This window comes from Streptosporangium sp. OZ121 (assembly GCF_051918885.1).
In the GTDB taxonomy this organism is placed as follows: domain Bacteria; phylum Actinomycetota; class Actinomycetes; order Streptosporangiales; family Streptosporangiaceae; genus Streptosporangium.
In genome coordinates, this window is record NZ_JBPXMC010000023.1 from 1 (window position 1) to 21,980 (window position 21,980).

At 70.7% G+C, this 21,980-nt stretch carries 16 protein-coding genes; 13 read left to right on the forward strand and 3 right to left on the reverse strand.

The features are described from left to right. Window positions 1–1,102 precede the first annotated feature (1,102 nt). From ACTOQ1_RS31195 to ACTOQ1_RS31220, 6 genes are all read left to right on the forward strand, one after another. Window positions 1,103–2,086 (forward strand): BtrH N-terminal domain-containing protein, encoded by a 984-nt coding sequence (locus ACTOQ1_RS31195; RefSeq protein WP_440071542.1) that lies wholly within the window; start codon window positions 1,103–1,105, stop codon window positions 2,084–2,086. Window positions 2,087–2,301: 215 nt separating this feature from the next. Continuing rightward, window positions 2,302–3,132 carry a S1C family serine protease gene (locus ACTOQ1_RS31200; RefSeq protein WP_440071544.1) on the forward strand — a complete coding sequence of 277 codons (831 nt, stop codon included), beginning with the start codon at window positions 2,302–2,304 and terminating at the stop codon, window positions 3,130–3,132. A 27-nt stretch (window positions 3,133–3,159) separates the two neighbouring features. Beyond that, complete coding sequence (locus tag ACTOQ1_RS31205; RefSeq protein WP_440071545.1) at window positions 3,160–4,149, forward strand: AAA family ATPase; 990 nt, start codon at window positions 3,160–3,162, stop codon at window positions 4,147–4,149. A 6-nt stretch (window positions 4,150–4,155) separates the two neighbouring features. Then, complete coding sequence (locus ACTOQ1_RS31210) at window positions 4,156–5,040, forward strand: DUF58 domain-containing protein (protein WP_440071546.1); 885 nt, start codon at window positions 4,156–4,158, stop codon at window positions 5,038–5,040. A gap of 52 nt (window positions 5,041–5,092) precedes the next feature. After that, window positions 5,093–6,043 carry a vWA domain-containing protein gene (locus ACTOQ1_RS31215; RefSeq protein ID WP_440071547.1) on the forward strand — a complete coding sequence of 317 codons (951 nt, stop codon included), beginning with the start codon at window positions 5,093–5,095 and terminating at the stop codon, window positions 6,041–6,043. Next, entirely contained in the window at window positions 6,044–7,120 is a 1,077-nt protein-coding gene (locus ACTOQ1_RS31220) for a VWA domain-containing protein (RefSeq protein ID WP_440071548.1), read from the forward strand. It begins immediately after the preceding gene. Between the two features lie 28 nt (window positions 7,121–7,148). Here the strand turns inward: ACTOQ1_RS31220 and ACTOQ1_RS31225 are convergent, their stop codons facing one another. After that, a complete protein-coding gene (locus ACTOQ1_RS31225; protein ID WP_440071549.1) occupies window positions 7,149–8,222 on the reverse strand; it encodes a saccharopine dehydrogenase family protein in 1,074 nt (357 codons plus the stop codon). 72 nt (window positions 8,223–8,294) lie between these two features. Here ACTOQ1_RS31225 and ACTOQ1_RS31230 point away from each other — a divergent pair, with 72 nt between their 5' ends. The 6 genes from ACTOQ1_RS31230 to ACTOQ1_RS31255 all read left to right on the forward strand — a co-directional run bounded on the left by ACTOQ1_RS31230 (window position 8,295) and on the right by ACTOQ1_RS31255 (window position 17,572). After that, a complete protein-coding gene (locus tag ACTOQ1_RS31230; protein WP_440071550.1) occupies window positions 8,295–9,242 on the forward strand; it encodes a helix-turn-helix domain-containing protein in 948 nt (315 codons plus the stop codon). Between the two features lie 308 nt (window positions 9,243–9,550). Continuing rightward, window positions 9,551–10,438, forward strand: a complete 888-nt coding sequence (locus ACTOQ1_RS31235; RefSeq protein ID WP_440071551.1) for a nucleotidyltransferase domain-containing protein — start codon at window positions 9,551–9,553, stop codon at window positions 10,436–10,438. A gap of 32 nt (window positions 10,439–10,470) precedes the next feature. Then, window positions 10,471–11,415 carry an acyltransferase domain-containing protein gene (locus ACTOQ1_RS31240; protein WP_440071552.1) on the forward strand — a complete coding sequence of 315 codons (945 nt, stop codon included), beginning with the start codon at window positions 10,471–10,473 and terminating at the stop codon, window positions 11,413–11,415. 259 nt (window positions 11,416–11,674) lie between these two features. Then, window positions 11,675–15,697: a CHAT domain-containing protein gene (locus ACTOQ1_RS31245; protein WP_440071553.1), complete on the forward strand. Its 4,023-nt coding sequence runs from the start codon at window positions 11,675–11,677 to the stop codon at window positions 15,695–15,697. Further along, a complete protein-coding gene (locus ACTOQ1_RS31250; protein WP_440071554.1) occupies window positions 15,694–16,191 on the forward strand; it encodes a hypothetical protein in 498 nt (165 codons plus the stop codon). Before ACTOQ1_RS31245 ends, ACTOQ1_RS31250 begins: the two co-directional genes overlap by 4 nt. Window positions 16,192–16,198: 7 nt before the next feature. After that, complete coding sequence (locus ACTOQ1_RS31255) at window positions 16,199–17,572, forward strand: hypothetical protein (RefSeq protein WP_440071555.1); 1,374 nt, start codon at window positions 16,199–16,201, stop codon at window positions 17,570–17,572. A 363-nt stretch (window positions 17,573–17,935) separates the two neighbouring features. Here the strand turns inward: ACTOQ1_RS31255 and ACTOQ1_RS31260 are convergent, their stop codons facing one another. Further along, a complete protein-coding gene (locus ACTOQ1_RS31260) occupies window positions 17,936–20,197 on the reverse strand; it encodes an NACHT domain-containing protein (protein WP_440071556.1) in 2,262 nt (753 codons plus the stop codon). 162 nt (window positions 20,198–20,359) lie between these two features. Further along, window positions 20,360–20,614: an NUDIX domain-containing protein gene (locus tag ACTOQ1_RS31265; RefSeq protein ID WP_440071557.1), complete on the reverse strand. Its 255-nt coding sequence runs from the start codon at window positions 20,612–20,614 to the stop codon at window positions 20,360–20,362. 431 nt (window positions 20,615–21,045) lie between these two features. On the opposite strand from ACTOQ1_RS31265, the gene ACTOQ1_RS31270 reads away from it, so the two are divergent. Then, window positions 21,046–21,462: a hypothetical protein gene (locus tag ACTOQ1_RS31270; protein WP_440071558.1), complete on the forward strand. Its 417-nt coding sequence runs from the start codon at window positions 21,046–21,048 to the stop codon at window positions 21,460–21,462. The last annotated feature ends 518 nt before the right edge of the window (window positions 21,463–21,980 follow it).

A 21,980-nucleotide genomic window follows, 5' to 3' on the forward strand; every position in this document is an offset into this window, starting at 1 on the left:
AGCACGAGGGTGCCGAGGGCGCCGGCGACCAGAGCCCGGCGAAGACCGCCGAGGGGTCGCCGGGTGCCGGGCGGGGGCATGGCGTTTGTGCCCATGTCTGAGCCTCCATAACTACATCACAGGTGAAGGGGAATGCGGGGATGTTCCCCGCGGGCTCGACACCGCGCCCGCTCTCGGGCGCACACCACCAAGGCATCAAGGACGCGGCTCCCCGCCGAACCATGTGGCAGAGGGGACCGCCTCGGAGACTCAGTGTGGAAACACGTCCGAAACTTGTCAAGGCTTGAGCGAAACTTTCGGTTAACACATTCGATCCCGGCGCCGAATTGCGCGTACGAAGCAGAATTGACATCCCGAGAATTTCGCCATGGCCCGTTCCAGACCAGGGACGCGCATGAACGTTTCATCGTGAGGCCTCATCAGCCGGATAAGCCGTCGCGATAAGACCAGGTGAATCCACGATCAGCTCCGTGCCACCAACGCGAGGACGTCTCCGTTCCTTGACAGGGGCTTCACCTCTCGTGTGTGATCCCCCCCACCACCACCTCCATCCACTCAACGGAGAGGGGCTCGACCAAGCGGATATCTGATGTGAGCGCCAACAAGCACGGCGTCCCGCAGCCGTGATCGTCCTGATCACAAGAGAGCGGCTCCACCGTCAACGACGTCTCAATCTTGGTTCGGGCACATATTCCGTGCTCTCCCTGCGGCGGGGTCGACGGCCTGGTGATCATGGTGAATGCCGGTTCCGGAGTTGCTCGCATCCTTCTTCCCTCGCCTGCCGCGCGGTCCGACGGTCTTGACAGGTTCAGGACCTTCCGGCGGAACTCACGGGATGTCTCCTTGCCATGCCGTCCTATGCCGTCCCATGCCGCTCTCCTCTCGACGAGTGGCACGGGAATTCAAGAACCCGACTCCGCGAAAGCCGGGACACATCGGCGTGCGAGTCCGGCCTCGGCTGGACTCTCCCACTGTGGGAGGCCTCATGCTGCTCCCGGCGGTCCCCAGCGGTTGACCACGAAGGTGTTCAGGGGTGGGGACGGTGTGACCGTTCGCCGCGTCGGCGTGAGGCGTGAGGCGTGAGGCATGGGGAGAGCGACGCATGACCATCGTGAAGGACATCGAGGCCCGCGGCATGCGCCACTGCGAGACGACGGCGCTGGGGGTGCTGTTGCGGCACGAGGGACTTGATCTGTCCGAGCCCATGCTGTTCGGGCTGGGCGCGGGCCTGTCCTTCATCTACTGGGACAGCAAGGGCATGGCGTTTCCCTTTCTCGGAGGCCGTGTCAAGCCTTTCGACCTCACCAGGAACCTGACCGCCCGGCTGGGGCTGACATTGACGGCCAAGGAGACCACCTCACCGCGCAAGGCGTGGGAGAACGTGACCGCCCCCATCGACGCCGGCCGGCCGGTCGGTCTTCAACTCGACTGCTACCACCTGGACTATTTCCGCTCCAAGGTGCACTTCGGCGGTCATGTCGTCGCCATGTACGGCTACGACGAGCACGACGCCTACCTGGTGGACACCGGCCAGCAGGGAGGAGCGGTGCGCACCAGCCGGGCCGGCCTCGCCATGGCGCGCGCCGAACGCGGCCCGATGACCGCCAGGAACCGATCCTTCACCGTCACCCTGCCGGCTCGCCCGCCCTCCTGGCAGGACCAGATCATCCCCGCCATCAGGGACTGCGCCGACGCCTTCCTCGCCGCTCCCATCGCGAACCTGGGCCACCGCGGCATCGAGAAGGCCGGCAGGCAGGTGCCCGGATGGCTGCTACGCGCCGGCGAGCCGCGGCGGGACCTGCCGCAGGCCGCTCTCCTCATGGAGAAGGGCGGCACCGGCGGCGCCCTGTTTCGCGCCCTCTACCGCGACTTCCTCGGCGAGTGCGCCCGGCTGATCGACGACGGCGACCTCCGTACCGGTCACCGGCTGTACGCCGAGGCCGCCGTCCTGTGGACGGACGTGTCCGCCCTGATCGAGAAAGCCGGAGAGAGCGGCGACGCGGGATACCTCGAGCAGGCCGGCGTCATCCTCCACGATCTTTCGCGCATCGAGAGGGACGCCATGCGGGTGCTGCGCCGGTTGTAGCCCAGCCGGTTTTGACGTCCTCTCCGTCCTTTAGGACGGAGAGGACGTCAACGCTGTGCTGGGCGACGGCGTACCTGGTACGCGCCCTGCCGGGCGCCCGGAAGGTGCTCTAGACCGTATCCGTGCCGCGCGCGTGAGGTTGCGGGGACCGGTTCTCAGCGAGTTTTCAGGCGGAGTTTGTAGCACTTTCAACTGAAATTTATGAGTATGGGGCGATGGAGCGCGTGCCGCAGGAGGCCGATGCGGCCGGGGCTCGGGGAGCCGGGGCCGGCAGGGCTCGGCGGTCCGTCGTCGGGGGCGGCGCGCTCGTCGTCGTGGCGCTGCTCGCATACTGGCTGGGAAGCGGCGGCGGGAGCGGTGAAGAGGCCGCGCCCGGGCCGAGCGCGACGCCGACGCCCAGTGCGACGCTCACGGTGCCCGACGTCTTCAAGAGGGTCGGGCCGTCGGTGGTGGTCGTCCAGGCCGGGAAGTCGCTCGGAACGGGGGTGATCGCGGCCGAGGACGGGACGATTCTCACGGCGCACCACGTCGTCGGAGACACCTCGGACAAAGGCACTGCGAGCAAAGGTGCCGAGGACGTCACCGTGACGTTCGCCGACGGCACCAGGACGAAGGCCGTCGTCGCGTCGTCGAATCCCAAGCTCGACGTCGCGACCCTCAAGCCGGCGAAGCTGCCGGAGATCGTCGTCCCCGCGACGCTCGGCGGCGCCGCGACCGTGGGCGCGCCCGTCGTGGCGATCGGCAATCCGCTGGGCCTGACCTACAGCGTCTCCACCGGCGTCGTGTCGGGCCTGAACCGGACCGCCGACCGGACCGCCAAGGACGGCGGCCTGAACGGGCTCATCCAGTTCGACGCCTCCGCGAACCCGGGCAGCTCCGGCGGTCCCCTCCTGGACGCTCGCGGCCTGGTCATCGGGATCGTCGTCTCGATCGCCGACCCGGGAGGCGACGAGGCGTTCGCCGGCATCGCGTTCGCGGTGCCGATCGGTGCGGCCCTGGGCGGTGGCGAGGGCGACGGGCCGCCGGGCGACGGGCCCCAGATCTGACCGAAGCGTCACGAGGAGAAACAGCACATGACCTCGACCAAGTCCTCCGAGTCGGCCCATCCGCTCGAACATGTGCTGTTCGAGGTCAAACGCACGATCGTCGGGCAGGACATCCTGCTGGAGCGCATGGCCGTCGCGCTGGTCGCCGACGGCCACCTGCTCGTCGAGGGCGTGCCGGGCCTGGCCAAGACGCTCGCAGTGAGGTCGCTGGCCGCCGCGATCGCCGGGAGTTTCCAGCGCGTCCAGTTCACCCCCGACCTGGTGCCGGCCGACCTCGTGGGCACGCGGGTCTACCACCAGCACTCCGGGGAGTTCAGAACCGAGCTCGGCCCGGTGTTCGCGAACCTGCTGCTGGCCGACGAGATCAACCGCGCCCCCGCCAAGGTGCAGAGCGCCCTGCTGGAGGTGATGCAGGAGCATCAGGTGACGATCGGCCGTGAGACGTTCCGGGTGCCCGAGCCGTTCCTGGTCATGGCGACGGAGAACCCGATCGAGTCGGAGGGCACCTACCCGCTGCCCGAGGCGCAGGTCGACCGTTTCATGATGAAGGTGGTCGTCGACTATCCGACGCAGGCCGAGGAGCAGGCGATCGTCAGGCGAGCGCTGCGCCCGCCCGAACCGCCGCAGCCGATGGTGACGGCCGAGGACCTGATCGCGATGCGGGCCCGCGCCCGGCAGGTGTACGTCGATCCGGCGATCGTCGACTACGCGGTACGGCTGGTCTCCGTGACGCGTTCCCCCGCGACGGCCGGGCTCGGCGAGCTGGAACGGTATGTCACCTACGGGGCGAGCCCGCGGGCGTCCATCGCGCTCGTCACGGGCGCCCGGGCGCTGGCGTTCCTGCGCGGCCGCGACTACGTCCTGCCGCACGACCTGTCCGAGCTCGCGCTCGACGTGCTGCGCCACCGCCTCGTGCTGTCCTACGAGGCCCTCGCGGACGACGTCGACGCCGACACGATCGTCACCGGGGTGCTCGGGGCCGTCCGGGCGCCCGACGTCGTCCTGCAGAACCGCTGACCCGCCATGGCCACCGCCCCCGAGAGGCTCCTGCTCCGCCTGGAGTGGAAGGTCGTCCGCAGGCTCGACGGCCGGCTCCAGGGCGCCCACCGCACCGCGCACCGCGGCTCCGGGATCGACTTCACCGGGTTACGCGCCTACGGCGACGGCGACGACGCCCGGCACATCGACTGGAACGTGACCGCGCGGCTGGACGAGCCGCACCTGCGAGTGTTCACCGAGGACCGCGAGCTGACGGTGTGGCTCGTCCTCGACCGGTCGGCGTCGATGACGGCCGGCCGGCCGGGGCGCGGCAAGCACGACGTGCTCGCCGAGCTCGCGCTCGTCCTCGCCCGGCTGTTCGGCCGGGGCGGCAACCGCGTCGGCGCCCTGCTGTTCGACACCGGGGCGCCGCGCGTCGTGCCGCCCGGCACCTCCCGGCGGCACGCGCTGCGGATCGGCGCCGAGCTGGAACGCACCTCCGAGGCGCGCGGCGGCACCACCACCGACCTGGCGGAGATGCTCGACGCGGCCGGACGGCTCGCGCGCCGCCGCGCGCTCGTCGTCGTGCTGTCGGACTTCATTGGCGACGGCGACTGGGAGCGCTCGCTCCAGCGCCTGGCCCGGCGGCACGAGGTGGTCGCCCTGCGGATCGTGGACACGGCCGACGACGTGCTGCCCGAAGCCGGGCTGATCGTGGTCGAGGACGCCGAGACCGGCGAGCAACTCGTCGTCGACTCCGCCGACCCGCTGTTGCGGGTCCGCCTCCGCGCCGCCGTCGACGCCCGCGACGCCCGGCTGGAGGCGGGCATGCGCCGGGCCGGGGTGCCCGTCCACCGCGTCGACACCGACCGCGATCTGGCCGAGGCGCTCGTCGAGGTCGTCGCCCGGACCGGGAACCGGTCGCCATGACCGGGCTTGCCGAGGTCGTCCACGGGCACCCGAGACCGGCGAAGGTGGCCTCATGACCCTGTCCTCCTGGCTGCCGGCGGCCGTCGGGCTGCTCGTCACGGCGGCGCTCGCCTGGGCGGCCGTCGTCTTGGCGCGCCGCAGGACGGCCGCCCTCACCGCGGCCGGGGTCGCCGTGCCGGACGGCCGCCGGGCGTACCTCGGAGTCGGCCTGACGATCGCCGGCGTCGGGGTGCTCGCGATCGCCGCCGCCGGACCGGCGGCCATGGTGCCGGTCCCGCGGACCGCGGGCACCGTCATCCTCGCCGTCGACGTCTCCAACAGCATGGGCGCCGACGACGTCGCGCCCACCCGGCTGGCGGCCGCGCAACGGGCGGCCCGCGCGTTCGTGGCGGCGCAGCCCGACAGCGTCGACATCGGAGTCGTCGCGTTCGAGCGGGGTGCGCTCACCACCGCGCGGCCCGACGCCGACCACTCCGTCGCGCTCAAGGCCATCGACCGGCTGAAGATCACCGGTGGCACCTCGCTGGGGACGGCCATCACGGCCTCCCTGTCGGCGATCACCGGCAAGCAGGTGGCCGTCGGCCGCGACGGCACCGCGCCCGACATCGGCTACTGGCCGTCCGCGACGATCGTGATGTTCTCCGACGGCCAGAACCAGGGCGCGGACGTCGAACGGGCCGCCACCGTGGCCCAGCGGGCGGGCGTCCACGTCCACACCGTCGGGGTCGGCACCACGGCCGGGGCGGCGGTGAAGGTCGACGGCTACCATCTGCAGACCTCGCTCGACGAGGACACCCTCACCTCGATCGCGCGGACCACCGGCGGTGCCTACCACCCCGCCTCCGACACCACGCGGCTCGACGGGATCGCCGACACGATCGACCTGCGGCTCACCGTCTCCGACGAGCCGCTGCCCCTCGCCGGCGGGCTGATCGGGCTCGCCCTCGCGCTGCTCACCGCGGGCGCGGCGCTCAACGTGCTCCGGTCTGGACGGGTGATCTGAATGTCGTTCTCATGGCCGTGGGCGCTGCTGTCCATCCTGGTCGTCCCGCTGATCCTCGCCATCCGCGAGTGGGCGCGGCGCCGCCGCCGGCGGGCCGCCGTGCGCGTCACCTCGATCGCGCTCGTACGCGGCGCCCTGCCCGGCCGTACGCGCTGGACGCGGAAGATTCCCGCGGCGCTGTTCGTGGCCGGGCTCGCGCTGCTCGCGGTCGGGGCCGCGCGGCCGCAGGCGTCGGTTCCGGTGCCGCAGACGTCGGTGACGATCCTGCTCGCGCTCGACATCTCCGGCTCCATGTGCTCCACGGACGTCGACCCCAACCGCATCACCGCCGCGAGGAAAGCCGCCGCCGAGTTCATCGAGTCGCAGCGGGGCGGGCCGCGCATCGGCCTGGTCACCTTCGCGGGCAGCGCGGGGCTGCTCGTCCCGCCCACCGACGACACCGACTCGCTGATCGAGGCGCTGGACGGCCTCGCCGTGGCCCGCGGCACCGCGATCGGGCAGGCCATGCTCACCTCGATCGACGCGATCGCGGAGGTCGACCCGTCGGTCGCCTCCACCGGGGCGGACCCCGGCGGCGGCGGGCCGGGTTACTCCGGTGCCGCGATCGTCGTGCTCACCGACGGCGCCAACACCCAGGGCGTCGACCCGCAGATCGCCGCCCGGGAGGCGGCCCTGCGCCGCGTCCGCGTCTTCCCCATCGGCTTCGGCACCACGAACCCGGTCCCGATGGTCTGCGAGAACTCACAGTTCGACGGCCGCGGCTACGGCGGCTGGGGCGGCTGGGGCGGCGGATCCGGCGGCCGAGGCGGCCGCGGCGGGTTCGACAGGGGCCGCAACCCCCGCGTCATCGACGAGCCCGCGCTCAAGCGGATAGCCCAGACCACCGGCGGCTCCTACCACCGCGCCGAGAACGCCGGCCAGCTCCAGAGCGCCCTCGACGCCCTCCCCGGCAGCTTCACCGTCGTCCGGCAACGGGTCGACACGGCCGCCGCCTTCGCCGCCGGCGGCGCCGTCCTCATCACCGCGGCCCTGTCCCTCTCCCTGTGGTGGAATCGCCCCCGGGTCCCGGCCCGCTGACGTACCCGTGGCCGGCACGGGTCGCCGGTCAGCCGCGTGTGTCCGGCGAGACGTGCAGCGAGAGGTGCGAGGACAGGGCGCGGAGGAAGTCCGGGGCGTCGAAGACCGCGCCCGCGGAGGCGACGCCGACGGTCTTGGTCCGGCCGGTGAGGATGCGGTCGACGGCCTCCACCGCGAGCGGCGCGCTGATGGCGTAGATGTCCTGACCGGCGGCGGCCACGCGGCGTTCCGTGCCGCCTGAGCGGACGAGGACGTCGACGACGAAGGTCTGCGCGGAGCGGCCGCGCTCGTCGACGGCGGCCGGTGCCGGGGCGCCGGGAGCGGACAGGTCCGCGGCCGCCTTGGCGGTCATGTAGGTGCGCACCTCCGGGACGGCCAGGTGGCTGGGAACGGTGACGACGTCGGCCATGGTGAACTCTCCGATGACGCTCTGGGGGCCGAGCGGAGCCGGGAAGGGCCACTCCAGGGTCGGCAGGGCGTCATCGTGGTACTCCAGCCGTCCGCCGGTGAAGCGAACACGGCGGCCACCCCGTCGCCGCCCCGAGACCGCGCCCGAGGCGAGCGTTCCCTCGGTGGGGTGCCAGCTGCTCAGGCCGTAGGCGATGTGCGCCTCGTCCGCCGCCGTCCAGTCGCCCATCGCGGTGGTGACCAACAGGTCGCCGAGGCCGCCGTAGAAGGCCATCGCCGGGACCACCACGGTGCCCGCGGCGCGGGCGCGCTCCGCGAAGTGCGCGAACGTGTCGACGTTCGCCTCGATCTCGGCCGCCACGTCGACATACGGGATGCCGGCGCGCAGCGCCGCCTCGACCAGCGGCGCGGCGGTCGAGGCGAAGGGCCCGGCACAGTTGATCACGGCGGCCGCGCCGTCCAGCGCGCGGTCGAGCGAGGCCGGGTCGTCGGCCGACGCCTGCCGCGCCTCAAGCCCGGGGTGGGCCTCCGCCAGCGCCGCCAGCTTGTCCCGGTCCCGGCCGAGGAGCCGCGGGACGTGTCCGCGCTCGCGCGACTCCGCGACCACGAACCGCCCGGTGTGCCCGTAGGCGCCGAACACCGCCACGATCGAACCCGATCCCATGCCTGCTCCCGCGTGCTCGAAGTGCTTCACCGGATAGATCCTGTCTTCGCCGGCCCATCGGTGCCCAGTGTCCGGAACGACATGACCCGTACAATTTCCGACATGAGTTCTTTCCCGCGCTCCGTCGCGGTCGCCGCCACCGACGGGATGCTGCACTTCGAGCTGGCCCTGGCCTACGAGGTCTTCGGCTCCGCCCCCGACGCCGTGCCAGGCCCCTGGTACGACGTCAGGGTGTGCGGCACGCACCCCGTCCGGGTCGGCCGGTTCCTGCTGGAGCCGGACCACGGGTTCGACTGGCTGGCGCACGCCGGCACCGTGATCGTCCCCGCCCTGGCGGACGTCGACGAGGACCCGCCGGCCGAGCTGGTCGAGGCGGTGCGCGCGGCTCACGAGTCGGGCGCGCGGGTGGTCTCCCTGTGCACGGGCGTGTTCGTGCTCGCCGCCGCGGGCCTGCTGGACGGGCTGCGCGCGACCACGCACTGGGCTCACACCGAGGAACTGGCCGCGCGCCACCCCCGGGTGGAGGTCGACCCGGACGTGCTCTACGTCGACAACGGCAGCGTGCTCACCTCCGCGGGCAAGTCCGCGGCGATGGACCTGTGCCTGCACCTGGTCCGCCGCGACCACGGCTCGGCGATCGCCAACGTGGTCGCCCGCCGCCTGGTCGTGCCGCCCCACCGGGCCGGCGGCCAGGCCCAGTTCGTCACCACGCCGGTGCCCGCCCAGGACGGCCACCCCCTGGCCGAGCTGCTCACCTGGGCGATGCGGCGGCTGGACCAGCCGCTCACCGTGGAAGACCTGGCTCGTCAGGCGAACATGAGCTCGCGCCACCTGGCCCGCCACTTCCGCTCGGTGGCCGGCACCACCCCGCTGCAGTGGCTGTCGACGCAGCGGATCCGCCGCGCGCAGGAACTGCTGGAGACCACGGACGACAGCGTCGAGGCCATCGCCTCGGCCGCGGGCATGGGCACGGCGACGACACTGCGCCGCCATTTCCACCGCACGGTCGGCGTACCGCCGGACGCCTACCGCCGCACGTTCCGACCGTGAGGCCGCGGTCCCCGCCAAGGGGACGGGGCAGGTGCGGCGCGGCGCCGCCGTAGCGGTGAACGCCGGAGAGCTGATCGCCGAACAACACGGTGGACCCGGAAGCGTTCGGCGGATCGGACGTCATCAGGTTCGGCGCCGCCTTTTTCGGCGCGAGGTACGAGGGCTCACCCGCACCGACGCAATCGCGCGTACCTGGTGGCAGCGGTCTCACCGGCACCCCGGTCGCGGGGTGCCGGTGAAGCCCGAGCCCGTACCGCGGAGGCCGGCAAGGGAAGCGGGGCCGGCAGCGGTTCCGCGAGAGAACAGCGGTGGGCGAAGTACCCGGCGTGATCGAATACGTCCCCATGGACGACATGGCGCTGGGGGCGCTCGCACAGCGGCTGACGCGGATCCCCGGGATGGTCGCGGTGGTGCTCGGCGGCAGCCGTGCCCGTGGCACGCACCGCCCCGATTCCGACATCGACCTGGGGCTGTACTACCGAGGTGACCTGGACGTGCCGGCGCTGCGGGCGCTGGCCGAGCGGGAGACCGGGGAGCAGACCGAGCTGACCGCGCCGGGCGGCTGGGGTCCCTGGGTCGACGGCGGCGGCTGGCTGACCATCGGCGGCCGGCGGGTCGACTGGATCTACCGCGACCTGGACCGGGTCCACCGGATCTGGGCCGACTGCCGGGAAGGCCGCTACGAGGTCGGGGTCCAGGCCGGACATCCGCTGGGTTTCTACTCCCACGCCTACGCCGGTGAGGTGGCACTGTGCCGGGTGCTGGCCGATCCCACCGGGGAGCTCGCCGACCTGCGAGAACGTACTCGCGCCTACCCGGCGGCGCTGAGCGCCGCGCTCGTGGACGGCCTGTGGGAGGCGGACTTCTCCGTGACACTGGCGCGGTACGGGGCGGCCGGCACCGACCCCGCCTACGCGGCCGGCTGCCTGTTCCGCGCCGTCGGCGTCGCCTGCCAGGCCCTGCACGGCCACGCGGGCCGGTGGCTGGTCAACGAGAAGGGCATGGTGGCCTCGGCCGCCCGGCTGCCCACGGCCCCGCGGGACTTCGCCGCACGTGCGCAGCGGCTGCTCGGTCACGTCGGCGAGTCGACGCGGCGGATCGAGCAGGTCGTGGCCGACGCGGCCGCCCTGACGGACGAAGTGAGGGCGGCCGTGTCATCTGACACGCCCCGGGTCCGGTGGAGCCGGTTCAGCTGACCCTCATACCGGACGGAAGTAGGATCATCCGCGTGGATCTGGACAGTACCGCCGCCCAGCTCGGGGTCTCCGTCGAGGACGTCGAGCGCGTGCACCGGCTCGCCGGCGACCGGCCGTCGGCTCCGCTGCCCGCCAAGGCCGACGCCCCCGAGATCCTCGCCCGGCTCGCGGTGCGGCCGGACGACGCCGCCGAGATCATGGCGGGCTGGCCCGACCCCGGCTCTCCACTGTGGACCCCGGAGCTGCGCTGGCTGCTCGACCGCTCGATCGCCCTGGTCCGCGCCGATCTCGGGGGCCACGGCTGGCTGTCGCCCGGTCCTGATCTGCCGCGCGAACGGGGCCCCGCCTGGCGGCATCTCTACGTGTACGCGTACCTGGCCCTGGTCGACGTCGTCATGGGCTACCACCGCGACCACGGCATCGCCGACGCCGTGTCGTGGGCGACCCTCGCGGACCTGGGCCGCAACCTCGCGATCGACCGGCGGATGCACCGCGAGGGCTGGCCGGTCATGCAGGGCTGGCTGACCCTGCACGCGCGCGGCGCCCTCTACGAGCTGGGCAGGCTGCAGCACCACCGCGGCGGCACCACCATCGACCTGCACATCCCCGAGTCGGGGCCGATGACCCCGGAGGCGGTCGCGGCGTCGCTCGACGAGGCCCGCGCGTTCTTCCCGCGTCACTTTCCCGACGAGCGCTACACGGCGTTCTCCTGCGGCTCGTGGCTGCTCGACCCGCAACTGCTGGAGTACCTGCCCGAGGACTCCAACATCGTCAGGTTCCAGCGGAGGTTCGAGCTGGAGCCCTACGAGGAGCCGGAAGGGCTGGACGCCGACGTCGAGGTGCTGCGGTTCGTGTTCCGCACCCTGACCACGCCGCTCGACCGGCTGCCGCGCCGCACCGTGCTCCAGCGCGCGATCGTCGACCACCTGAAGGCCGGCCGCCACTGGCGCATCCGCCGCGGTCACTTCCCGATCTAGCCACACCCCGGCGCCTGTTTCACCGGGAACGGCCGGCGACGCGAGCAGACGGTAGATCCAGGAGATATGCCCCTGCCTGGCCGAGGCGGCCAAGGCCGTCGGCGGCGGGAGCGGGGAGCGGCGAGCGCGACGCGTCTCCCCCTCACCGTCGAACTCGTATCGGCTCCACGACCGGGTGCCGCGTAACGCGATTGCGGGGTCCGCGATGGTCTGAAGGGGCTTCATTCTGGTTTTTCCTGACCGCCGATGAGGAGCGGGCGTGGGCCAGTACACGGACCGGATACGACGCACGTTCTACCGGGCGGTCAAGCCACGGCTGCTGCGGTCCTTTTTCGGGTGGTGGCCCGAAGAGAAGACCGCCGCCTTCCGGAATGTCGGCGAACGCCTTGAGGACGTCTTCATCGGGCTCGGCGACCTCGAAGGACTGCTCCCTGTCTTGCGGCGGATGCGAGAGGCGTTCGGCGATGCCAGAATCCCCGGCGAGTTGTCCGCCTTGGCCCGGATGGCGGTGGTCAAGGTTGCCAACCGTGATCACGCCGCCGTTGCGGTGATCGCCGGGGAACTGGCCGGACTGGCCGCGAGCGGGAGCGCGGAACAGGCCGTCGCGGAGACCTCCGCGCAGCTGGGGTGGATGGCCAGGGCGGCCCATCACGAGGGGGCGGCCGAGCATGCCGCCCTGCTTGCCGAAACGGCCCTGGCGTTGAACCCGGAGGAGCCGCCGGCGCTGTTCGCCCTGGCTTACGGCGCCGCGAGACAGGGCCGCTTCGAGGAGTCTCTGGGCTACTTCGACCGGCTCATCGCCGCGGACCCCGACCGGGCCGGCCCGTACGAGGGCAAGTCCGCCGTACTTGCACGACTGGAGCGGGGAGAGGAGGCGATCGAGGCGATCAGCGGTGCGATCGTCAGAGAACCCCATCAACCTCGGCACCGGCTCGTCCGGACCCGCCGTCTGACGGAGCGGCAGCGGTACGTGGAGGCGGTGGAGGACCTCACCGCCTGCGTGCGGCAGGCCGCGGACGAGGCCGCGGTCCTGGCCGCCGATCCCCAAGCCAGACTGCCCTACCTGGACACCATCCCCACGGCGGACCTGATTCATGAGGCCGTGGTCACCCGCCTGGTGCTGCTGGACGCGCTGGATCGGCGCGACGACGCCGTGTTGTGCGCGTTCGAGGCCCTCATCGATCCGCGGCTGCCCGGGATCGGGCCCGTCGTCGAGGATTGGACCGGGCGAGGGCCGTCCCCGGCCGAGATCCTGGCCGCCGGAGTGCACGGGAACACATTGCGGCTGGCCCGCTGCCTGACCGTGCTGGACGAGGTGGATCGGGCCCTGCCCGTCATCGAGGAGATGCGCCTGCGGCCCTATGACATGGAGGCCTTCCAGGCGACGCCGGGTCTGCTCGAACTGCTCGCCGTGCGGCACCCGGACGATCCCGGCGTGCGCCGCCTCCTGGCTGAGGTGCTGCTGGTGCACTGGCGGCCGCGCTCGGCGCTGGACCATCTTCACCTCCTTCTCACCTTGTCGCCGGGCGACTGGCATGGGCTGCTGCTGCGGGGCATGGCCCAGGTCACCCACGCCGAGGGCGACCCTCACTGGGCCGAGGCGATAGCCATCACCTCGGCCCTCGAAGACCTGGTCAGGGCCGTGCGCGCCGCCCCGGAGGACGAGCGCAGACCGTTGAACGCGCTGCGCTGGCTCTTCCAGCTCACCATGGCGGTCCCCGATTTGCGGCTGCCGCTCATGATCCTCATCACTGAGGGCGAGGAGCCGTACGGGGGCATCCTCGACGCGTTCCCCGGCCTGGACTCCGTCATCGCACGGCTCGTGACGTACCAGACCGAGCTGAGCCCGCGCCAGGCGCTGGCCGAGAGCGACGAGCTGCTCGGGGCGGCGCGGGAGGAGGCGGCGGCGGCAGGCCTGGGCGTTCTCGCGGCCCTGATCGACCTGATGCGTGCCGACGTCGTGCTCCGCCTGCCGGACGTGCAGCGGGCCATGGATTACCTGGGGGCGGCCGAGGCCGTGATCGCCTTCCTCGGCAAGCCCCCCAACGTCGAGTATCTCCCGAGCTGGGCCCACGGCGACTTCGACGACCACCGGGAGCAGGCCGACGTCCGGGGCAGGCTGCCCCGGGTCATCGACTTCGACCACCAGGAGGTCATGATGACCGCGCTGGTCAGCCTCGACGACTTCGCCGACCTGCTCCACTCCGAGATCGATGTCCGGCTCGGTGCCCCGGACCGCGCGCTGGAGCGCTTCGACGTGCGAGAACCGGCCCGCCCTGCCCGGCTGCTGCTGGCCCGGGTCCTGCGGGACGCCGGACGCCATGGTGAAGCGCGCGAGATCCTCCAAGGACTGGAGGACGACAGCCAGGCCGCCACGATCGAGGCCACCATCCTTCGTCTCCAGGGCGACCACGCCGGCGGCGCCCGCATTCTCACGGGCCTGCTCGACCGCGACGACCTGGACCCGGGCGAACGCGTGGTGATCGCGGGCAACCTCGCCGACGCGCTGTCCAGCGTCGGCGACCCGGCCGGCGGGCTGGCGGTCCTGGACGCCAACCCCCCCGCGCCCCGCGCTCAGCCGTCGGTGCGCATCGCCTGGTCTCACGCGCGTGGCCGGGTGCTCGACGTGCTCGGCCGGCCCGAGGAGGCGTTGGCGGACCTGCTCAGGGCGCTGGACCTCAAGGACCGTGTCAGGGGCGGTCTCCGTGCGGAGGCCGACCGCATCGCCTGGCAGGCGGAGAACCTTCCCCTGCTCCAGCACGCCCTGACCCAGGCGATCGCCGCCGCCCGGTTCGACACCGCCCTGGAACTGGTCGAACGCGGCCGGGCCAGGGCCTTCGTGGACGGACTCGAACTCGGCCACCCCCTCTACGGGCCCGAGGCGGCCCGCCTGGCCGGTTCCGTCGCCGCCGCCAGGGAACGACGACGGCTGCTGCTGTCCCTCGCCGCCGACCCCTGGGTGGACTCGCCCGCCGTCGAGCGGCTCCGGGAACTCGGGACCGACCTGCGCGGTGACGAGACCTTTGGCGAGCGCATCGCCAGGGAGATCACCGGTGAGGGGTCGGCGTTGCGACGGCTGGAACAGCGGCTGCTTCAGTCCGCCCTCGGCGGTCGCGCGTCGCTGGCCGGGCGGGTCAGCTCGGCCGGCGAGGTGCGCGCCATGCTCGGACCGGCCGTGCTGCTGGCCGAGTTCGTGGCGCTCGAACCCGGCCTGGTCGGGCTGCTGGCCGTCACCGGAGACGGCATCGCCTGGTCGACCTGGCCGACCGAGGCGCTTGAGGAGCTGTCTCGCCACCTCCAAGGCATGTCGCAGCCTGGCGACGTGCTGTGCCTGGTCCCTTCGGGACCGCTGCACGACGTGCCGCCGCACGCCTTGGTCGTGGACGGCAAGCCGTTGATCATGCGTAATCCCGTCTGCCGATTGCCCAGCGCCTCGGTGCTGGCCCTGTGCCGGGCTCGTAGGGGCGAGCCGGGCGGGCGGCCCTTCTCCGCCCTCGTGCTCGGCGACTCGCGGGGTGACCTGCGACACGCCAGGACCGAGGCCAGGACGGTCGCGGATCTGCTCGGCGCCCGTCCCTTCATCGGCACGGACGCCACCCGCGATCTCCTCAGGAACGGAGCCGACGCCCACGACGTCATCCACATCGCCTGTCACGCCTTCTTCGACCAGGACAATCCGGAGCAGTCCGGCATCCTGCTGGCCGATGCCCAGCTCACCGTCGAGGACGTCTACGACCTGCGGTTGGACGCCCGCCTGGTCGTATTGAGCGCCTGCGAGAGCGGGCGCAGCCAGGAACGGCCGGGCGACGAACTGATGGGCCTGGTCCGGGCCTTCATGTACGCGGGGGTGTCCTCTCTGGTGGTCAGCCGTCACCCGGTCGACGACCTGTCCGCCGCCCTGACCATGGACGAGTTCTATCCTCGCTGGCGTTCCGGCGCGGGCCCGGCAGCGGCCCTGGCCGGAGCCCAGCTCGCGATCAGGGATCTGACCTGCGCGGAGGCCATCCGCCGCGTGCAGTCCTGGCCGACCGGCGACTCTCCGGGAACGCGCTTGGACGTGGCCGGGCTACGTGCCCGCGCGGGGGATCTCGCCGCGGCGATCGCCCTCTACGAAGACCTCCTGGCCGAACCGGACGCCCCCGCCGACCTCATCCTGCGGCGGCTCACGTTGTTGCGGTTCAGGGCCGAGGCGCCGGTGACCGCCGACTACGGGTGGCGCCCCTTCGCCGACCCACGTCATTGGGGAGCGTTCATGCTCGTCGGAGACTGGAGAACCGAATGATCGACATATTCGTCCGCACGTTCCCCGGCCACGCGGCCCTGGTGCCGCTGGAATCGATCACCGATGGCACGGTGGGGGGATTCGCCGCTCTCACCGAGGACGGGCAGGTCATCAGCCTCGTCAAGGACATCGTGCCGGAGTCGCTGCCTCCTCTGGTCAAGCTGGAACTCGACGATGACCGGGTCGAGGTGGACGTCCTGCTGGATATCGGGCACATCCTGGGCGGCCGGCGGGAGGTACCCGGCGTGCTCGTCGAACGCGACGGCAGACCGTACGGGGTGGTGGACCGGGTCGATCTGGCCACCGTCATGCGTGTGGAGGACCTCGGCTGGATCAACGAACGGATCTTCGGCACGCCGGCCGTGGCCTCGCGCCGGTATGTGTGCCGCCAATGCGTGCCGGAGGAATGGCGAGTGCCCCGATCGGCCGCAGCGGGACCACCCGAATGTCGTAACGCCTGGTCGCACGGCCCGATGCAGTTGCAAGGAGGCTGATCGTCCGGTGTTCGCCACCGTACTGAAGGAGATCACCGGATATTTCGACCGAAGAGCCCTCCTGTCGACCTTCCTGCCCACCCTGGTCGCTGCGAGCGCCCTGGTCATCGGCGTGGCGCTGGCGGGAAACGGCATGCGGACATGGAGCACGCTGTCCGCCCTCACCCAGGCGCTGCTGATCGCGGGCTTCTTGGTGCTGGTGACGATGTGTTCGTTCGTGCTCGTCAATCTCCGGTCGCTGCTCGACCAGTCCCTCCAGGGAGGGTGGGGCAGGGCCACGATCGCCGTCGAGCGCCGCGTCAAGCACCACCGCGCGCGACGCGACGCCCTGATCGAGGAGGACGAACGGCTCGAGCGCCTGGAAGCCGCCCTCGTCGCGGCCGAAGCCACGATGCCCGTGAAAGACGCGCCGGCCGAAGCCTTCACCGGCGACGCCTCCGAGGAGATGGCGAAAGTGGCGACGGCCTGGGAGGAGTCGGACCAGCTCACCCTGGAGAAGGCCGCGTCCTGCCTGCCCGGGCTGAGCGCCCGGCTCTCGGCGCTGGCGACAAGCGAAGATCCGGCACTGGATCGCGTCCGCTTCGCGACGTCGCTCGCCTTGGCCAGACGTGGCCTCGCCCGGCGCTTCCACGAGGTGCGGACGCGGCGGGCCGCCGTGCAACAGCGGCTCTTCGTGCTCTACCCCGACGAGCCGCTCGACGTCGCACCCACCGGCATCGGCAACATCATGCTGGCCGCCGAGCAGCACCCTCGGGTGCGCTACGGGCTGGACCCAGTCGTGATCTGGTCCCGGCTGCAGCCACTCCTGCCCGAGCCGTTCTCCGCCGCGCTCCGCGACGCCAAGGCCTCTCTCGACCTGATGCTGACCCTCGCGATCCACGTGCCGGTCGCCGGACTGCCGCTCGCCGTGCTGGCAGCGGCCAACCTCCCGCTCGGAGCGGACCCGACGGCCTGGACTGCGCTGGTCGCCGCGCTCCTCTCGGCGGCGGGCCTGTTCCGCCTTTGCCGGCTTGCCGTGGCGACGATGCTCTCGGTGCCGCTGCTGTCGTTGCCCGTGCTGCTGTGGTCGGTGGACCCGGTCCCCGGTGGGGTGGTCGCCGTGGTGTTGCGCACGGCCCTCGGCCTGGTGCTGGCGGGGGCGCTCACCTCCCTCACCCGCCTGCTGCTGGCGGGGGCGCGGGAGGCGGCGCTGGCCTTCGCCGACCAGCTCAAGGCCGCCTTCGACCTCCACCGGCGGCTGGTCATCCACGAGCTCGGCCTCGAACCGCCGGCGGACCTGCCCACCGAACGCGCACTGTGGCTCGACATCTGCGTCTTCCTCTACCGGGGCGACCCACCCACCTCCCCGGCCTTCCGCTACCGCGCCCCCGAGGTGACCTGACGCAGGTGATTCGCCGCCACGCGCACATCCCGTGGGAGGCGGTAACCGCGGCGACACACCGTCTCAAGTTCGACGGCCCCGGACAACAGTCGTCTTGCGCCGTCGAAGATGACGGTGGCCGACATCGTGACCTGCACATTGTCAGATAGCTGTGCGTGACCGCCCGGCCGGACAGGTCATCGAAGTTGGCAGTAGGTGATGATCTTGCGGGTCAGTCGATGAATTCGGCGCTGCTTTAGCGGCCCGTCAGAGGCTTGCCGATGGGGGTGCCGGTGCGCAGCTCTTCGCAGCCCCGTTCGTGGGCTCGTCGGCCTGGATCGCGTGTGCGCAGCTCGGCAGAACCCCAAATCGGCGGGCCATTCATCATGTGTCCAGGTCGGTCGATGCCGGCTCGTTTTGGTGGCGCCGAGGTGTCCTGTCAGGTGAGGGGCGGCGGGCCAGATAGTCCTGTAGTTCCAGGTGGCGGAATTGGTAGGCGTCTCCCGCAACACGGAGCAGCCCGGCGTCGTACGCCCACCGCAAGAACTTTCCCAGACGCCAGGGGAGCGCGGATGGCCCTCGTCGTGTGCACAGGAGCAGCGCCACATACCGCAGCACCACATGACCGAACACGGGAATGGTCAGGAGCCCCCACAGCGCCCAGCCCGTGATGTTCAGCGCCAGGTCGTCGATTGGTCCCAGCGGCTGGATCGCCTGTGTGGCTCCCACGGCGGCGAATGCGGTCACCACAGCCAGGACGCCCCTGGCAGCGGACACCACTTCGGAACGGATGATGCCATCACTTGGCCCATCGGCGCCTGCCCTGGGCGGGTTCTCCGGTCCGGAGCGCAGGCGCGTCACGGCCAGGGCCACGAACGCGCTTCCCACTCCGAATCCAAGGCCAGTCAGTAGTCCAGCCGCTATTCCACGAGCCGATCCGACGATCAACGCGTAGCAGGACCCGGCCCCGAACCCCCACATCACCGCGGTCCTGAGATCCCGCCGCCCGCGGGAAGCGGCGATGTCCTTCACATCGTTCATGCTCAGCCGCGACCACGGCTGAGCCCAGGGGTGGATCCATGCCAGCCATGGCACGCCGATGAGAATCGTCAGCGCTACCACGTATACGTCCCAGCCTGGAAAGTACTGCCGTTCCGGTGGAAGCGGAGCGGCCGCGTGGAACACCAGCACGGGGAGGCAGGCGAGGTAGCCGAGCAGGGAGGCGACCAACCGGGGCCGGTGAAGGCCGGCCATCGGCCATAGCCGGTGCCACACCAGGTCGGTGCCCGACACAGAGCGCCCGCCCAGAGTGCGCTGGTGAGCAGTGTTGTGGTGGAGGTATCGGGCCAAAGTCGCCAGCCAGCGCCGCACCGATTCGGCATCGGCTCTGCCCGGCGGTGGGGAGACGGCCACCGCAGCGGGAATCAGCAGACCCATGAGATGGTCTCCGACCGAGTTGGAGGAGCGGTTGAGGGTGGTCTCGATTTCGACCCCGTTCTGGCCTCGTTCCGGATCGAGGGGGTCAAGGCCCGCGGGTGTGCCGGCGGCGATGGCGATCAGGTCGGCGGGGTCGCGGACGAATGAACCGGTGTTGGACGGCTCTCGCTGTTCGTAGACAAAAGCGGCCATGGCCAGTCGCCACGGCGTGGACAGGGCTTGCGCCAGTGTGCCAGCACGGCGACCGCCAAGGGCGGCTGAGACCGGCTTCCACCGCGCCGGATGTTCAGAACGAGCTTGCAGGAAACCAAGGATCTGTGAGCGTCTCAGCGGAGCCATCTCCACACGAGCGGTGTGATGTGCCCAGATTCGCTGCTGCTCCAGGGCTTCGTATCGATCCGAACGGCAAGTCAGTACCACAGCAGCGAGTCGGTCATGGTCCTGATAGGCGTTCAGCGCGACCAGCACCCGAGCGGCCCTGGCCCCATCAACGACAATTCCCCCAGCATGATCGACGCGGCGCCCGGCATCGGGATCCACTCGCGATCCGGTGTCGATTTCGGTGTCAAGTTCGTCCAGGCCGTCAATGACCGGAAGCACCAGCCGAGCCGATACCAGCGCGCCGGCCTCAGTCTTGCGCAACCGGTAGACCTCGGTCAGATGCCGCCGCAGCCATTCCTCCACCGCCGACTTGAGAGGCATATCACTGTCCAGAGCGGCGGCGGCGATCCGGATCGGGACCGGATCGCCGGAAGACCGGATCTGCAGCAGACCCATGATGAGCTTCACGGCCAGAACGGTTTTCCCCGCGCCTGGCGCCCCAGTGATGACCATTCGCCGAGGCCGAAGCTTCTGAAAATAGTTCACCACCGAGGTTAAGCGGGAGCGCTCACCCGCTCCTGCGGCCGGGTGAGCGGGCGCACGATGGAGGCTGAAGCCCACATCGATCGCCTCGTAATGGTTGCCGAGGAGCTGGCGCAGGGCCTCCCGCTCCCGTTCCAACACGTCTTTCGCCACTCGATCGGCGATCCGGCCGGGTTCAGGCTCCGAGTGGCGGACCGCGAGGATGCTCGCGCGGGCGCTGTAAAACGCGAACGCCAAGCCTGGCAGAGCGACGACCAAGCCCAGCGAAGCGACGATCAAGCCAGCCGGGTCATCGGTTGCGGCGGTTACCACCGGCAGCGTCCGCCACGCCAGCCAGACGACCATCCCCAACGCCGTTATCGTAAGTAATGCCCATCCTGTCGCGGGCCCGCGCCCACCACCGGTCGCCATAACTCAGATCATGAGCGGCTTCCGTACCCGAGTGGAGGCTTTCCTGGGCATCGCAGCCCAGGTGTGACTTTCCACTCCGGCCGCCTCCCTCTCGAGTCACTGCGCCGCCAACCAAACTCCACCGAACTCGGGGTACATCAATTCCTCCCGAAGCTCGCGGACACGGCTCCCTTTCGGCCCCTCCCCCTCCTCGACATGACCGCCCGGCAGGTCCCGCACATCGGGATACCAACGGCGTCCGGCGCTTCGACGACACAGCAACACCCGATCGCCGTCGCGAAGAACGGCCGTCACGATCCGGACTGGACCGGAGTCGCCGGCGGATGTCGTCATCGGCGCATTCTGACCCATGCGGATCTGCCGCGGACAAGGCGCTGCCGAGGCCGGTCTCGGCCCCTGTCCCTTCCAGGCCGGGATCTCTCAGAGCGCCTGCGGGTGCGGGCGGCCTCCGGGGAGTCGCTGATCCGGGTGGCCGGCACGCCGGCCCCCAGCGAGCCCGCCACGTGACGGCACGCCTGTGGGCTTGTCGGCTTCCGGCGGGTGACCGTAACCACCAGACGTCGGGGAGGCAACGGCCCCCTCCGAACCCTCTGGCATGCGGCTTTCACCTAATTTCAGCCGAAGGAAGAAGAGCGGATTCATCGGTGCAGCTCAACGTGGCCCGTTTGACGCGAATCTATGGGAATCCCTGCCCGATCTTGTCCGGCTACGGCGACCTCGTCAGAATCAGTTAAGCCTTCAACTAATTGGTCGGAGGCTCACCTGCACGGATGAGGAGAGGTATGAAGCGCACCATCTTCGTTCTCATCGGCGTCATCGGCGCCATGCTCACCGGCATCAATCCCGCGTCCGCGGCCACCTCCGCGGTCGACTGTTCCACTGGCGGGTACACGCGGGCGTACAACAGCTATATCCCCTCCAACATGGAGCGAGGGGCCATCGACGGGCGCAGCTACAACATCGGCGGCTCGTTGTCGTACGACTACGAGATCTGCCTCGACATCCCGGACACCTCAACGTTCACGATCGAAGTGCGGATCTGGAACAACGGCACACAGACCGCCTTCGTGGACGACCGGCCCGGTGACAAGGTCTTCCGCTTCTCGCTCGCCCCGAACAGCTTCTGGCAGGTCTACGGCACGCTGACCGGGCCCGGCAGCACCTACCTCTACTACACCTGGCACGAGAAGCGGCTCTAGTCCTCGAATCCTCAGCCCGATATCGCCGACGAACTCCTGACGCAGGACACCAGATGTACGGCCGAGCCGGCTTCGCCCTGTTGCTGCAGCGGATCCTCCTTTCCTGACCACGCACTGTCACCACCGAATTCGTGCCAGAGCCGTTTACTGGAAGACCCTTCCACAGTCCCTGTTCCCCGAAAATCCGGCGACGTCAGCACGGTTGGCCGCGCCTGCCTGGGCACCGCCCCCCACCGTCGAAGCGAGATAGGGCATGCTCACGCTGCTCAGCCAACCTGCGCGTGCGACCTTGAAGGCCACCGACCGAGTGTAGTCGGTGGCCTTCAACCCAGAAGGTACCCGTCTGGCCGGCACCGGGGACGACGATGGCGCTGATCTGGGAACGCGGTGAAGGGAAGGACGCTGGAGGCTCAACCACCAACGTCGAACGCCGAGGGATGCGGCCGGATGCCACGGGCTGAACCTCCTGTCGCACACGCGTCTACCGCCATCCCCGATGACCCACTGCCAAGCCCACT

Excerpts from the sequence above, each read along its gene's own strand:
- ACTOQ1_RS31195 (WP_440071542.1), top strand. The coding sequence starts at position 1,103 with ATGACCATCGTGAAGGACATCGAGGCCCGCGGCATGCGCCACTGCGAG.
- ACTOQ1_RS31200 (WP_440071544.1), top strand. The coding sequence starts at position 2,302 with ATGGAGCGCGTGCCGCAGGAGGCCGATGCGGCCGGGGCTCGGGGAGCC.
- ACTOQ1_RS31205 (WP_440071545.1), top strand. The coding sequence starts at position 3,160 with ATGACCTCGACCAAGTCCTCCGAGTCGGCCCATCCGCTCGAACATGTG.
- ACTOQ1_RS31210 (WP_440071546.1), top strand. The coding sequence starts at position 4,156 with ATGGCCACCGCCCCCGAGAGGCTCCTGCTCCGCCTGGAGTGGAAGGTC.
- ACTOQ1_RS31215 (WP_440071547.1), top strand. The coding sequence starts at position 5,093 with ATGACCCTGTCCTCCTGGCTGCCGGCGGCCGTCGGGCTGCTCGTCACG.
- ACTOQ1_RS31220 (WP_440071548.1), top strand. The coding sequence starts at position 6,044 with ATGTCGTTCTCATGGCCGTGGGCGCTGCTGTCCATCCTGGTCGTCCCG.
- ACTOQ1_RS31230 (WP_440071550.1), top strand. The coding sequence starts at position 8,295 with ATGAGTTCTTTCCCGCGCTCCGTCGCGGTCGCCGCCACCGACGGGATG.
- ACTOQ1_RS31250 (WP_440071554.1), top strand. The coding sequence starts at position 15,694 with ATGATCGACATATTCGTCCGCACGTTCCCCGGCCACGCGGCCCTGGTG.
- ACTOQ1_RS31260 (WP_440071556.1), bottom strand. The coding sequence starts at position 20,197 with ATGGTCGTCTGGCTGGCGTGGCGGACGCTGCCGGTGGTAACCGCCGCA.
- ACTOQ1_RS31265 (WP_440071557.1), bottom strand. The coding sequence starts at position 20,614 with ATGGGTCAGAATGCGCCGATGACGACATCCGCCGGCGACTCCGGTCCA.
- ACTOQ1_RS31270 (WP_440071558.1), top strand. The coding sequence starts at position 21,046 with ATGAAGCGCACCATCTTCGTTCTCATCGGCGTCATCGGCGCCATGCTC.